The organism is Cohnella thailandensis (assembly GCF_014212135.1).
GTDB classification, from domain to species: domain Bacteria; phylum Bacillota; class Bacilli; order Paenibacillales; family Paenibacillaceae; genus Cohnella; species Cohnella thailandensis.
Genome location: NZ_JACJVQ010000003.1, coordinates 138,599 through 151,980, shown reverse-complemented (window position 1 = coordinate 151,980; position 13,382 = coordinate 138,599). Strand labels below are relative to the sequence as shown.

11 protein-coding genes are annotated in these 13,382 nt (G+C 57.9%); 5 read left to right on the top strand and 6 right to left on the bottom strand.

Annotated elements, in window-relative coordinates; all coding sequences use genetic code 11:
• Both H7B67_RS03045 and H7B67_RS03040 read right to left on the bottom strand, forming a co-directional pair.
• On the bottom strand, positions 1-1,959 hold the full coding sequence (locus tag H7B67_RS03045) for an AraC family transcriptional regulator (RefSeq protein ID WP_185118325.1): 1,959 nt from the start codon (positions 1,957-1,959) through the stop codon (positions 1-3).
• Positions 1,960-2,155: 196 nt separating this feature from the next.
• The gene (locus tag H7B67_RS03040; RefSeq protein WP_185118324.1) at positions 2,156-4,159 is read right to left on the bottom strand and encodes a methyl-accepting chemotaxis protein; all 2,004 of its coding nucleotides are present in this window, start codon (positions 4,157-4,159) and stop codon (positions 2,156-2,158) included.
• Between the two features lie 297 nt (positions 4,160-4,456).
• Between H7B67_RS03040 and H7B67_RS03035 the strand changes: the two genes are divergently transcribed.
• Entirely contained in the window at positions 4,457-5,350 is an 894-nt protein-coding gene (locus tag H7B67_RS03035; protein WP_185118323.1) for a helix-turn-helix domain-containing protein, read from the top strand.
• A gap of 129 nt (positions 5,351-5,479) precedes the next feature.
• Here H7B67_RS03035 and H7B67_RS03030 read toward each other — a convergent pair whose 3' ends face one another.
• The 3 genes from H7B67_RS03030 to H7B67_RS03020 all read right to left on the bottom strand — a co-directional run bounded on the left by H7B67_RS03030 (position 5,480) and on the right by H7B67_RS03020 (position 9,802).
• Positions 5,480-7,024 carry a histidine kinase N-terminal 7TM domain-containing diguanylate cyclase gene (locus H7B67_RS03030; protein ID WP_185118322.1) on the bottom strand — a complete coding sequence of 515 codons (1,545 nt, stop codon included), beginning with the start codon at positions 7,022-7,024 and terminating at the stop codon, positions 5,480-5,482.
• A 111-nt stretch (positions 7,025-7,135) separates the two neighbouring features.
• Positions 7,136-8,329 (bottom strand): EAL domain-containing protein, encoded by a 1,194-nt coding sequence (locus tag H7B67_RS03025; RefSeq protein WP_185118321.1) that lies wholly within the window; start codon positions 8,327-8,329, stop codon positions 7,136-7,138.
• 21 nt (positions 8,330-8,350) lie between these two features.
• Complete coding sequence (locus H7B67_RS03020; protein ID WP_185118320.1) at positions 8,351-9,802, bottom strand: diguanylate cyclase domain-containing protein; 1,452 nt, start codon at positions 9,800-9,802, stop codon at positions 8,351-8,353.
• A gap of 202 nt (positions 9,803-10,004) precedes the next feature.
• Between H7B67_RS03020 and H7B67_RS03015 the strand changes: the two genes are divergently transcribed.
• From H7B67_RS03015 to H7B67_RS03005, 3 genes are all read left to right on the top strand, one after another.
• Positions 10,005-10,862: an SDR family oxidoreductase gene (locus H7B67_RS03015; RefSeq protein WP_185118319.1), complete on the top strand. Its 858-nt coding sequence runs from the start codon at positions 10,005-10,007 to the stop codon at positions 10,860-10,862.
• 85 nt (positions 10,863-10,947) lie between these two features.
• The gene (locus H7B67_RS03010; protein WP_185118318.1) at positions 10,948-11,316 is read left to right on the top strand and encodes a DUF6864 domain-containing function; all 369 of its coding nucleotides are present in this window, start codon (positions 10,948-10,950) and stop codon (positions 11,314-11,316) included.
• Positions 11,309-11,635 (top strand): hypothetical protein, encoded by a 327-nt coding sequence (locus H7B67_RS03005; protein WP_185118317.1) that lies wholly within the window; start codon positions 11,309-11,311, stop codon positions 11,633-11,635. Before H7B67_RS03010 ends, H7B67_RS03005 begins: the two co-directional genes overlap by 8 nt.
• A 284-nt stretch (positions 11,636-11,919) precedes the next feature.
• Here H7B67_RS03005 and H7B67_RS03000 read toward each other — a convergent pair whose 3' ends face one another.
• Positions 11,920-12,603 carry a hypothetical protein gene (locus tag H7B67_RS03000; RefSeq protein WP_185118316.1) on the bottom strand — a complete coding sequence of 228 codons (684 nt, stop codon included), beginning with the start codon at positions 12,601-12,603 and terminating at the stop codon, positions 11,920-11,922.
• 185 nt (positions 12,604-12,788) lie between these two features.
• On the opposite strand from H7B67_RS03000, the gene H7B67_RS02995 reads away from it, so the two are divergent.
• Positions 12,789-13,370: a dienelactone hydrolase family protein gene (locus H7B67_RS02995; protein ID WP_185118315.1), complete on the top strand. Its 582-nt coding sequence runs from the start codon at positions 12,789-12,791 to the stop codon at positions 13,368-13,370.
• Positions 13,371-13,382: the final 12 nt, after the last annotated feature.

Here is a 13,382-nt window from a genome sequence, read left to right as displayed (position 1 = left end):
TTAAGAAGTTCCTAGCAGGTAGCGGGCAATCTCGTCGACGACCAGGTTAATCGCAACCGGACCGTAATAGCCGATCCACATCGTCGTGTCTACGGTGTAGACACGATTATTCTTGGCCGCTTCGAGCGACTGCCAGGTGGCCGTGCTCTGGAATTCCTTCACCAGCTCCCCGAACATGTCGTCCGTCAGCAGGAAGTAGTGGTCGGCATCGACCTCGGCCAGCGATTCGAGCGAGACGTTGAAGGACGTATCGTCGACTTCGCTGACCATCTTCGGAGCCGGGAGCCCCAAGTCCTTATAAAGAATGGCGCCCGTGCGGTGATCGCCCGTATGCACGCGAATGGCATCGTCGCGAGGGCGAATTAACGAGACGGTCTGTCCGTCCAGCTTGGCGGCGAGCTCGGAGGAGAGCTTTGCCGTTTTCTCTTTGTAAGCCTCCACCAGCTGCTCGGCTTCCGACTCCTTGCCCATGATTTTGCCGAATGTGGACAGCGTGTCCCGCCAGTCGTCATTGCGGATGAGCATGATGGTCGGCGCGATCTTGTTCAGACTCTCGTAAATTTCCTCATGAACCTCGGTGCAGATGATCAGATCCGGGTTCATCGCCACGATGGCTTCCAGATTGGGCTCCTCGTAGGTGCCGAGCACTTTTACGTCGGATAGCTTGTCGGACAGGTATTCGGGGAAGTCCGCGTCGGACCCGGCAGCCTTGACGCTCCCGGCCGGCTGCTCGTTCAAGGCGACCAGCTGATCGACGTATTGAACGTCCAGCACGGCGATGTTCTCTGGCTTTTGCTCGAGCGTGAAGTCCCCTTTGACGTGCTTTATCGTTACCGGATAGCTGCTTTGCGGCGTCTCGGCCGCGGCCGAAGCCGACGGTGCGGGCGTCGTGGAAGCCGCCGACGACGGCGATGCGTTGTTAGCCCCGTTGTTATTGCCGCCCAGAGAGCAGGCTCCCAATAACAGCATAAGAACGAGCAGGAAATTAACGGTAACCAATGTTCTCGTGCGCGAATTCATTCTTGCAACCCCTCTGCCTGTTTGTTGATAATGATTTTCATCATCAACATTACTATAAGAGAGGTCCTCTTCGGAGCCAATGGACGAAAGCGACGGCGAAAATGGATTATTGCGACCGGAGCGACGATATTGCAGGGGAGGAACTCCGGAATGCTTCTTGAAATACCGGCTAAAGTGATACGCGTCGGGATAGCCCACGGCTTCGGCGATGTCCGCAATCGGCGCGGAGGTTCGAAGAAGCAGCTCCTTGGCCTTCTCCATCCGAAGCCGAATCAGATACTCCATGGGGCTTATTCCGTAATGAGCCTTGAATAACCTCTGCAGCTGCCGGACTCCGCATTGGAGATCGTTCGCGAGGTCGTCCAGGCTAAACGGCTCGACATAGTGCTGTTCCATCAGCCGGACGGCCCGTTCGATGAGGTCGCCGCGAGGATCCCGGGCAGGCTCCGCCTGTTGGCGCTGCCGCAGAAGCTCGAATACGAGCTGATGGAAGAGGGCTCGGACATGGAATTTGGCGAGCGGATCTCCCTGACCCCAGTGCAGATGCATCTGTTCTATTTTGGTTAAAAGCCGAAGCGGGTTCGCGGGGACGAAGCCGTACGAATCCCGAAACGGGTTGCTGTCTCGGTACAAGTCAAGCAGATGCCGGCGATAGGGAGGGACCAAAACCGCTTTATAGTAGATAAGAAAATAATCCATGGCCTCCGTCACCCGGACGATGTTCATAGAAGCGCCTTTGCCGGCATGCCAGACATGGCCGGGGGCGATGGCGTGGATCGCGCCGTCGAGCCTCAGCTGTCCTCTTCCGCCGTTGGCGTACAGGAACGCGCTTGCCGGCAGCCGCAGCATCAGATCGTCCCCCGGCTCGACGGAGCATCGCCGCACGTCGAGTACCGTGATTGCCGCGTGATTCCACAACGGCAGTTGTTTATCCAGCATCTGTTCGTCACCTCCGCCCCGTTCGCGCGAATATAGAAAGGCAACTCAAATGGGCAACCCAATTGAGAATTGTTTTCACTACCTTGCTATTATAGAGGGTTCTTATCCATCAGACAATGGCTTCCAGGTCCAAAGAGCCACTAAACGAAAATCGGCCGTCCTTCGGGAAAAATCCCGCCGAACGGCCGATTCTTATTTACTTCACCTTGAACAACGCCGCGCGTTCCTTCAAATCGTTCATCATCCGCGTCAATTCGTTCGTCGCCGCCGACATTTCGTCGATCAGCTTCAGTTGAGCCGACGAATGGTCCGCGACCTGCTTCGAATTGCTGGCCGATGCTTGGGCGATATTGACCATCTCCCCCATGGAAGCGGAGATTTCTTCGGTTCCCGCGGACATCTCCTCCGAGGCGGCCGAGATCTCCTGCACCTGGCCCGTTACGTCTATAATGGCATGCCGGATGCCGGTGAAGGACTCCTCCACTTGGCGCATGCTCCTTAAGCCGAGCTCGATATCCTGCTTGTTCTGAACGATCGCTTGAGAGGCTCCGCGAGACGCCGTCTGTATGGTTCCGATCAATCCCGCGATGTTATTCACCGACGTATTGGTTTGCTCCGCCAACTTCTTCACTTCGTTCGCGACGACGGCGAAGCCTTTGCCCGCTTCTCCGGCCCGTGCCGCTTCGATGGAAGCGTTCAGCGACAGCAGGGACGTCTGGTTCGAAATGTCGGAGATGAGGTCTACGATATGCCCGATTTCCGACGAATGAGCGTTCAGCTCCTCGATCACGCGAGCCGTCTGGTTCGCCGATTCGCTGATGGTATGAATTTGCTTGATCGCATGCTGGATCTCCTCGTTGCCGCTTTCGACCTCCTGCATCACGGTGGAGGCTTGCTCGGACACGGAGTTGGAGGATTCCGCGATTTTTTGCACGCCGCTCGCCATCTCTTCCGATGCCATCGCCGTTTGTTCCGAGGCGGACAGCTGGCTTGCCGTGCCTTCCGCGATGACGTTGACGGTTCTTCCGATTTCGTGCGAGAGAGAGGAGGATCGTTCCGTCGCCTCCCGCAGCTGCTCGCTTGCCGCTACGACCCCGGCGATAGACTCGTTGATCTTCTCTACGGTGGCGGAGAAGGCATCCAGCATCGCGTTCGTGTTGATCTTCATCTGACCGATCTCGTCGCTGGAATCGACATTCAACCGCTCGGTCAGATTGCCTCCCGCAACCTTCTTCATGAAGGCGGCGATCGTCAGCATGATATTCGAGATATACCGCGACACAAGGACGGCAATCGCGATCGTGAGCAACGCGACGACGGCTACGATGATAACGGACAGATTCCGCGATTGATTCACCGATTCCAGCACTTCGCGCTCCGGAACGGAGACGACGAGCTTCCACTTCGTCCCCGGAATCGTCTCGAATTGATTGATCGTCTTGACACCGTTCTCGTCCTTGTAAGCGATGGCGCCGGACTCCTCCTTCAGGAGCCGATCGATGAAGGACTGCGCGCCCTTCCCGGTAAGGTATTCCGAGATATTCTTGCCGATGCGCTCTTTGTCCGGGTAGGTATAGTATTCGCCCGTGCCGGAGACGAGGTATCCGAAGCCGCTCTCTTTGAGCTTGATCTGATTCGTCAAGACGGAGAAGGTATCGGGCGAGACGGTGCCGACGATAACGCCGGCCAGGTTGCCCGAAGCGTCGAGCACGGGAACGTCGATCGGGAAGACGTAGGTATTGGACACTTTGCTGACGAGCATATCCCCGATCGCGGTTTGCTTGGATTCCTTGGCCGCGAGGAAGTGCGCGCGATCGCTGACATCGATGGAATTGCCTGAGATATCAATGCCGGCGCCTTCGGGGTTTATGAAGTTATAATTCTGAATTTCGTTGTCGCTTTCTTTGATCGTGCGAAGCAGAGGGAGAATCTGATCGGCGTTGCCTTCGGCGAATTCCGGATGGCTCGCGACAAGCGTCTCGGCCTTGGCCGCTTTGTCCCGAATCCACTTGTCGATCTGAGACGTATAGATGGAGACGATTTCTTTCTGCGTGTCGTGGTTTTCGGCCTCGGTCGTCCTGCTGGTGTACGTGATGGACAAGGCGGTCGCGATCAGAAGGGGAACGACGGAGATCGCGAGCAACAGAACGATGAGTTTGAAGCGAATGGAGCTGTTCTTGAAGCTAAGCTTGCGTTTCATGAGTCTGCCTCCAATGTTGGTCTCGATTTATAAGCGCGTAATCGACAGACAAGCCTAATGCGGTTGATGTCGCTGAAGCCTGCTGGAACTCCTTCCATTTGCTGTTGTGAATTAGGACCAAAATCTTATTGAATTGCTAATTTTTCTCCTTGTTAACTATCGGTCTCCTAAATCGATTTCTGAATAGCAATTCGCACAGCGTTTGGCTGCTGGGACCCGGGATCTTTTATTCCGCAATTTCGGTCAAAACGAGGAGGGCATCCTCATGGTAAATTAAGTTCAGAAAGGAGAGAGGCCATGACCGCGGAGAAAAGGATAAACGGATTGGAGTCGGTGCTGGCGATCATCGAGAGACGCCTCAAGGAAGACCTGTCCTTGTCGTCGGTCGCGGGGAGGGCGGCTTTCTCCAAGTACCACTTTCATCGCCTGTTCCGCGGCGGCGTCGGCATGCCGCTCGCGGACTATATCCGCAGGCGGCGCCTGGCGAGCGCGGCGGCCGAGCTGATCGCGTCGGACAGGGGCATTCTGGACATCGCGCTCGACTATCGGTTCGAATCGCAGGAGGCGTTCACCCGCGCCTTCAAGAAGGTTTACTTCACGACGCCGGGCCGTTACCGGCGGACGATGTCGGGCCTAGCGGGTCATCAGGAGAGGGAAAAGGAGACGAGAACGATGTACGAAGCGCCTAAAGGTTGGGTATTGACGGGAAGCCATCCGGGAGATTACGAGGCGGGAATCGATCGGAACGAGGTCCACTTGGGAAGCGCGTCGGGCTATTTGCGGTCGAGGAGCGGCGGCGCGGACGGCTTCGCCACGATGATGCAGACGTTCAAAGCCGACGAGTATCGGGGGCGGAGGCTTCAATTGACGGGATTCGTGAAGACCGAAGACGTCAAGAACCGGTGCGGTCTATGGATGCGAATCGACGGCCAAAGCGGCGAGATGCTCGGGTTCGACAATATGGGGAGAAGGCCGATCGTCGGCAGCCGACCCTGGAACCAGTACCGGATCGTGCTGGACGTGCCCAAGGATGCTCTCGCGATCGCGTTCGGGCTGCTGCTGAGCGGGCCCGGCCGAGCTTGGGTAGACACGCTTAGATTCGAGGAGGTAAGCGACCGGGTGCCGGTTACGGGCGAAGAGGAGGAGAACGACCTTCCGGACTCCCCGGCGAACTTAACTTTCGAGCTATAGGGAACTGACGGGCCATCAGGCTCTGTTCATCCTATGAGGGGCAAGCCCCTTGCCAGCGAAAAAGGAAGGCTCAAGTCCGAGGACCCGAGCCTTCCTTTATCGTTGCGGGCAGACGGCTTACGCCGCTCCTTATGCGCTGACGCGATTGCGTCCGTTGCGCTTGGACTCGTATAGCGCCTCGTCGGCCCGGCCGAGCAGGACGTCCAGCGTCTCGCCGCTCCCCTTCGTCTCGGCGACTCCGAAGCTCGACGTAAGGGCGACGGTTCCTTGCTGCGTGACGAGCGGAGCATGCTCGAGCGCGTCTCGGAGGCTCTCGGCGAAGCGGCAGCCTTCCGCCAAATCCCGGGAAGGAAGGGCGAGAACGAATTCTTCTCCCCCATAACGGGCGAACAGCATATCCTCTTCCAGCCTTCCGCCGCAGACCGAGACGACGTGCCGGATCACCTTATCCCCCATGTCGTGACCGTAAGTATCGTTGACTCGCTTAAAGAAGTCGATGTCGAACAGCACGACCGTGAACGATCGGCCGGCGCGTAGGGACTGCTCCAGCAGATCCCGGGCTAGCTGGACGAAGTGGGCGCGGTTGTAGATCTGGGTTAGGCCGTCGTGGTAAGCCTGATGCTCCAGCTCCATCTGCAGCCTTTTCATCTCGGTCACGTTGATCAGGGAGAGCAGGCGCCCGGCCTCTTCCCCGTCCCGATGCCGAAGGACGGAGCAGCGAACCTCATAATACAACCGGGAGCCGCCGGCCGCCGTCAAGTTCAGTTCCTCCAGCTTGCCCTTGGGCAAATCCGGATGGGATAGGGACTTGCCCGTGAGCTCGACCCAGAGCCTGTGGATCCCCCAACCGATCATATAGGGGTCGATAGAAGGGAGCAGCCGTCCCGCCGTTCGATTGTAATCGATCAGCCGGTTCGTCGAATCGAGGACGAGGAAGCCCACCTCCGTGCTGTCGAAAATCGTCTCCTTGGCGATCGGAACGACGGTGAGGCGCTTGTTCGCCAGCACGGCCCACACGTAGAGCCCCGAGCTGCCGGTCAATCCGAGCGGTATCGGATCGAGGGGAGGTATAATCCCGAATAAATAGACGAACCCGGCGACCATCGGCGCTATCTGGCCGAGGATAAGTGCGAGCAGCTGAGGGCGATACGTCTTCCTTGTCTGCTTCCATCGGTTCATCAGAAGCATGAGGCCGGCGAGCCAGCAGCAGAACGCATAGCTAGAGAAGACGATGTACCCTTCCCCGACTCCGATCGTCAACCGGGGAGCGCCGCCGCTGCCTTCGAGCAAAGCGAACTCTTTATAGAAGAAGTGATGAAGATCGTTGGTGGCGACGAGAACCCAAGTCGCGATCGGAATGACAAATAGGAGGTTCCGGTAAGCGCGGGCGGGCTTTCTGCCGAGATACTGGAGAATCACGAGAAGGCCGATCGGGATGGAGAAGGACAAGCCGACGTACTCCAGGGTATTCCACAGCTTAACTTCTCCGGTGGAAGTGCTGTTCAGCTCGAAGGCATAGCCGAAGCTGTAAACGGCCAGCGCCAGCGAGTACAAGATCAGCAGGGAAGAGCTCGGGACCCGACTTCTTCGGGGGAAAACGTAGAGGCCCAAGAAGACATTGAATATCCCCGATAAGCTGATCAGCGTAAGATATATCGTCAATTGCGAATTCACCGTGTTAGACTCCATCCCTTGTCCTTTTCTCATGCTATACTAGGGTACCATAGGAACGCCGGGATGCGTCCATTTTTCACCAAATCGACAATTGACGTCCGTGCGCCTCCTTCATCTCCCTTGCCCCAATCGAATCTCTCCCGGACGCCCCAGAAGATAGCCTTGCGCGTAATTCACCCCCATCGACAGAATCTTGTCCAGCTCCTCCTGAGTTTCCACGCCTTCGGCGATGAGCTCGATTCCCATCCGGTTCGCGGTCAGGACAAGAGTCTCGAGGATGTGCGCTTTGAACGTGTCCGCGTGCAGGCCGCTTACGATCGACCGGTCCACTTTGATGTAATCGGGCTTTAGCTCGACGATGGACAGCAGCGACGAATAGCCTGCGCCGACGTCGTCGATGGCGATTTTGTAGCCTTGGCTGCGATAATGCGCCAGCACGCGCTCCACCGAGCCGAAGTCCTCGATGCTGGACCGTTCCGTGATTTCGAATACGACCTGCTCCGGAGTCAGGCGGTGTTCCCGAAGCAGAGAGAGCGTTTGCCACGGGGTGAATTGCGGATCGTTGATGATCTGCGGAGTCAGGTTCAGGAACAGCTTCTCTCCCGGATGGAGCCCCATGCTGCCGGAGATGGCTTGCTCGCGGGCGAGCTGATCCAGCGGATAATCCTTGCCGGCGCGTTCCGCGAATTCGAACAAAGGAAGCGGCCCGGGGAAGACCGCGGAGTTCTGCGGCCTCGACAGCGCTTCATAGCCGAGCGGCCGTCCCTCGCGGATATTCACGATCGGCTGATATACGCAACGCAGCGCCTTTTCCTCCAGCAGACGATCCAGCTCGCTCAAGCGAAGGGCATCGTCCAGCGCGTCGGGGCTATGGCTGCTTCGCATCGCTTCTCGCGTCAATTCATGCAGCTGCCGCTCCGGATCCTTCCCTCTCTTGAGAAGGCCGAACGCGCATCCGGCATGAAGCTTAACCTCCCCGGACGGTCCCCGCAGCGCCAGGAGCGTCTCCTCTAGTTTCTTCCTATAGACCTGTGCGGCCAGCAGGAGCGAACGCCTGAACGGCGCGGGGCTCTGTTGTTTGGACGCGCGGAAAAACAGTATCAAATCGCCATGAGCCCATTCCAATCGGTAAGGAAGCAGCGGCCCGTCGAAGCACTCCCGGACCCATTGCTCCGCCCGTTGCTTAAACCGAGCCTCCAGAAGGGAGCTTCTTCTTCCGTCGCTGCTCCAATAAAAGTAGATCAAGGCCGTTTCCTTTTCCGTTGCCCGCGATACTCGTTGCACGGGGGATGTTCCCAGCGCCATTCCTTTTCCTCCTCGCTGTTGTTAAAGCATGTCTCCGAATGACGCTTCGTATATCGCATACGAGCTTCCCGGTTTGTTCTTGGCGATCTTCTTGTAAGCCGCGGCCCATTGCGAGAGCTGCTCGTGGCTCACGGCCCGGGATCCGTCCCAACGAATGACGGCGATGGACAGCGACACGCCAGGCTGCTCCACCGTCCCTCCGTGCCGATTCAACACGATCTCCGGACGGGAGGAGCCGTAGAAGGCGTCAACGCCCGCGTGGAACCTCTCGATGAAGGAGCGGCAGCAAGCATCGGCGTCCGCTCGGTCGCTGATCGCGATAAAATCGTCCCCGCCGATATGGCCCAAGAAAGAGCGGGTTTCCTCCTCCGAATCCCCGAGCACCGAGCCCAGAACGGAGGCGGTGTACTTGATCATGTCGTCTCCGGCGCTATAGCCGTAGCTGTCATTAAACCATTTGAAATAATCGAGGTCCGCGTAATAGACGCTGAACGGCTTCTTTAATCGGACGAGCGCTTCGATCTCCCGACGGATGCTGTCTCCGCCCGGAAGTCCCGTGAGCGGATTCACGCGCCTCGCAGCTTCCGCTTGCAGCGAAGCGAAGGATTCCAGCAGCACTTTAACGGTAACGCCGCCCAGGCAGCGACCGTGCTCCGTCACGATCACCGTGTCGTACAGTTGGGAATCCGGCCGGTTCATGGCGCGCCGGGCCACGGCCTCCACCGGCGAATGGACGTCCGCGACAAGCGGGTTCTCCACCATGATCTTGTCGATAGTCCGATTCCAATAGAGCGGCACGCCGAACTTGGAGGCCAGCATTCCGTTCAGCCTCTCCCTCGTAATCAAGCCCTGAGGGGTGCCGCCAGTCTCCACGACGATACTGTGGCTGTCGGGTTGGGACTCGAACCATTCGGCTGCGGCCGATACCCGAGCGTCGGGAGCCATCGTGGCGATAGAAGTCGCAAGCTTCCCGATCGTCATGCCGGAGGTCTCGGGATTCCAGCTCTCGTCCGCGCGATGTTCGCGCCCCGGCTTCGCCGGCTTGGCGGTTTCTTCGGTTAGAGACTTGCCGGCCAGCGCCGATGCTTCCAATATCTCATCGAGCAGCTGCTGCTCGGTATACCGGTGCTGCGGGCGCGCGGCAACCCATGCAAATCCGAACCCGACGGGGGCCGAAGCCCCGGTAGGTTCGCCGACGATCCGGCGCAGCTCCAGCTCGGTCCGGGCGAGCTTGTCCTCCGCGAACGGTTTGTCCTCGGGCATGCGAAGAGCGAGCAGCAGCAGCCGATCGCTTAGCCAGGCCCACAGCAAGTCCGGTCGGCCTTCCGACCAGTTCTTCAATTTTTTGCGAGGCCATGACGCCGCTTCCGGCGGCAGTCGTCCGGCCAGCAAGCCGACGGCGCCTTTCCGCATTCCCTCGGCTATCCGACTTACTCCGTCCTGGTTCAATAGACTATTCGACCATTTGCCCAACGGTAGTCGCCTCCCTGCTATTTCTTTATTGTAGAGGCGGAACGTTAACACTAGGTAATTTTTACCCCGCAAAAATAAAAAAATGAACCTTTTTGCTCGAATCCTAAGTCCTAGTCATCGCTTAGGGTCGAATTGCCGTCTTCTTTTGCCGGCGACGGGATGGGGTAAAGCTATAAGGAAGGAAAAAAAGGAGGAGATCGATATGACAAGCGAGTACGAGCGCAAAGGAAGAGTGCAGGACAAGGTGGCTCTGGTGACCGGAGGAGCGTCGGGGATCGGCTTGGCGACCGCGATTCGGATGGCGGAAGAAGGCGCGAGGGTGGCCATCCTGGGCCGGGACGAGAAGGAGCTCGCGCAGGCGGCGGAGCTCATCGAGAGGGCTGCTGTTCAGTCGCAGGGGGCAGAGAGCGACGCCGGACAAAAGGATAAGGATAAGCGGTGCATGACGGTGCTGGCGGATATCGCGAACGAGCGGCAGGTGAGCCAAGCGGTGGAGGACGTCGTGAAGCGTTGGGGACGGCTCGACATTCTGTTCGCCAACGCGGGCGTCAACGGCGTTCTCGCCCCGATCGAAGAGATGGAGCTGGCCGATTGGGAGACGACGATCAAGATCAACCTGACGGGGACGTTCCTGTGCGTGAAGCATGCGATCGGACCGATGAAGGAAGCCGGAGGGGGCAGCATCGTCATCACCAGCTCGGTGAACGGCAACCGGATTTTCTCCAACTTCGGGTTCAGCGCGTACAGTTCTTCGAAGGCAGGAGAGGTCGCTTTTGCGAAAATGGCGGCATTGGAGCTGGCGCGTTACCGGATCCGGGTCAACGCCGTCTGTCCGGGAGGCATCCGCACGAACATCGGAGAGAACACCGAGCGGGAGCCGGAGGTCGACGAGATCGTCATCCCGGTCGAGTATCCGGAAGGCAGCCAGCCGCTGCGGCATGCGCCCGGCGATCCAAGACAGGTCGCCAACGTCGTGCTGTTTCTCTCCTCGCCGGAATCCGACCATGTGACGGGCTCGGTCGTGTTCGTGGACGGAGCGGAGTCTCTGCTGCGGGGATAAGGGTGTCATGCGGCGGCGCGTTCCTTCGTAGAATAGACCGAGAGAGCCTGTACGAATCGGTTTAGTAGCGGGGGAGGGGATCGCCATGCGCATTACGTCCGGAGGCTACGAAGCGGTGTACCACGGCCGCGTCTTCGCCTATGGCATGAATCCGATCGAGATCGTCCTGTCCGAGGAGCGAGACCCGCTCACGTTCGTCTTCAGCATCGAGCGCGATCCGGACCGGGACGACTTCGACACGGACATTCGGCTTGTGCGCGCGGACATGGTGAAGATCGTCTGCGTCAACTTTCCGCGGGGCAAGCCGATCGGCAACCGGGACCTGATTCATCTCGGCGTGCTGAACAACCGCAAGCTGTCCTTGCGCTACGAGGTCAACATCCATTACGACCTGTCGACCTGGATGCTGGCGTTCACGTTCTTCGCGGGGGAGGGGGTCCCGGCCGGTGAATAAGCTCGAGATTCAAGACCCCAAGGTCGCCAGCAAAATCATCGCGGCCAACGCGGAGAGCGAGAAACGCAAGGCGGAGCTGGGCGTTCTGGGAAAGTTCTTCGGCTCGGGGGAAAATGTCCGCTTGTACATTGTCGGCACGATCGCGCTCGGCATCCTTATCATCGCGCTTGCCTACACGCTGATTCCGGACCGGTTCCGCTCGGCCGACTTCGGCCTGAAGGAGATGTGGACGCTGGTAGTGCTGCCCGTGGAATCCACCATTATCGGGTACCTGATCGGGTCCCGGTCGGCGGGGACTTCGGGCAGGGAGGAGAAGTAGGGGAACTATAGCGGAATGGATCGAGGGCGCAAGCCGGGAACAGGATTTGGAAGGAGGGAGGGCTGCGACTGCCTGCCGTGAGGTGGGATTGATGCAGCCCTATTTAAATAAACGTGAAATTTCATGTTCATATATCTACCTAGAACCTAAATTAAGCAATTAAGCATGAAAAATCATGTTTATCCGGCCCCTTCTCGAGGCTGTAGGACAATAAACATGAAAAATCATGTTTAATCGGATGATTCTGCTCCCCCGGCAAAAATAAACATGATAATTCATGTTCATTAAAGCAGGTCCGGACTCTGGATCGTCCCAATATACTCGTAGTAGGTCACTCTCCGGGAGGCTCCTCGTGCAACAGCGCGAAATTTCCCCTTTTCAACCAGGCTCCGGCAGTGCTTGACGACTGTAGCCGCATACAGCTCCAGCTCCTTCGCAGCTTCGCCGGGACGCAGGATGCGGTTGCGGCGAATGGCGATGCGCATCAATTCGCGTTCGATTTTGCTGTAGGCCGTCTCTTTCCGTCTAGCGTTTCTGCTTTCTACCAACAAATAAGGGGCTAGAGCATTCCTGAGCGTGGCAAGAATAAACCCGGGGTTCTCCTTCAACTCATCCAATGAGATGTAGAAGACAGTACAATTTTGAGACTGCAGGTAGAGGCCGCGGTTTAGATCCTTCCGGTATTTGCTCCGATCGGTGCCGTGGGAGCCGAAGTCCATAATCTCGAAGACGATCCGCAACGCTCCCACGATCCACATGAAGTCGATGAAGTAGGATCTCCCGCGCCAATCCTTCACTTCGTACTCCGGATGCAAATCGCGAAAGTGACCGACTAGCTCCCACCAGATTTTTTCGGCGAACAACCGATTCCCGTAACCGTGACCGCGTCTGAGCGCGTCCCTGCGTTCTCCTCTCCTCCGCTTTAGATGTTCGGTTATCCAATTCTCATGCTCCATCTCAAAGCTCATTGCCTTCACCTCTTCCAATGGGATAAACGTACAAAACCCCGCCTCATTCCAATAAGGAAGGAAGCGGGGCATTCTTTGCCACTCGGGTTTGATGGTATAGCCACATTGTGCCACAACCTATTGCAGGAACGCAACGGCATAACGAAGAATTCGTATAGGCGTGATCATAGCGGGGGAGGAGAAAAATGGCCAAGATTCTTTTATTTCACCATGTACTAGGACGGACGGAGGGAGTGCATGCTTTCGCCGACGAGCTTAGAAGCGAGGGGCACGCGGTACATCTTCCGGACCTCTTCGACGGCCGCGTATTTGCCTCCATCGAGGAAGGTCTGGCTTATGTCGAGCAAATCGGATTCGAAAAGATCGTAAACCGCGGTGTGGAAGCGGCGGAGGGGCTTCCGCGCGAAACCGTTTATGCGGGGTTCTCGCTCGGCGTAGTAGCGGCTCAGAGGCTCGCCCAGACTCGCGAAAGAGCTCGGGGAGCGTTATTCTTCGACGCCTGCGTTCCGACCTCGATGTTCGGATCGCCTTGGCCAGAGGACCTGCCGGTACAAATTCACGGAATGGCCGAGGATCCCTATTTCGTCGAAGAGGGAGACATCGACGCGGCACGGGAGCTCTCGGCGTCGGCTAAACATGCCGAGCTCTTCTTGTATCCGGGCGATCGGCACCTTTTCGCCGATAGCAGCTTGCCGTCGTACGACGCTGAAGCGGCGAAGCTGGCGCTGCAACGCGCACTCGAATTCCTCCGGCAATTGGATAGCTGAGTCACCGGGTCC

Coding starts and splice junctions, on each gene's coding strand:
- H7B67_RS03045 (WP_185118325.1), bottom strand. CDS start 1,959: ATGCTGGATAAACAACTGCCGTTGTGGAATCACGCGGCAATCACGGTA.
- H7B67_RS03040 (WP_185118324.1), bottom strand. CDS start 4,159: ATGAAACGCAAGCTTAGCTTCAAGAACAGCTCCATTCGCTTCAAACTC.
- H7B67_RS03035 (WP_185118323.1), top strand. CDS start 4,457: ATGACCGCGGAGAAAAGGATAAACGGATTGGAGTCGGTGCTGGCGATC.
- H7B67_RS03025 (WP_185118321.1), bottom strand. CDS start 8,329: ATGGCGCTGGGAACATCCCCCGTGCAACGAGTATCGCGGGCAACGGAA.
- H7B67_RS03015 (WP_185118319.1), top strand. CDS start 10,005: ATGACAAGCGAGTACGAGCGCAAAGGAAGAGTGCAGGACAAGGTGGCT.
- H7B67_RS03010 (WP_185118318.1), top strand. CDS start 10,948: ATGCGCATTACGTCCGGAGGCTACGAAGCGGTGTACCACGGCCGCGTC.
- H7B67_RS03000 (WP_185118316.1), bottom strand. CDS start 12,603: ATGAGCTTTGAGATGGAGCATGAGAATTGGATAACCGAACATCTAAAG.
- H7B67_RS02995 (WP_185118315.1), top strand. CDS start 12,789: ATGGCCAAGATTCTTTTATTTCACCATGTACTAGGACGGACGGAGGGA.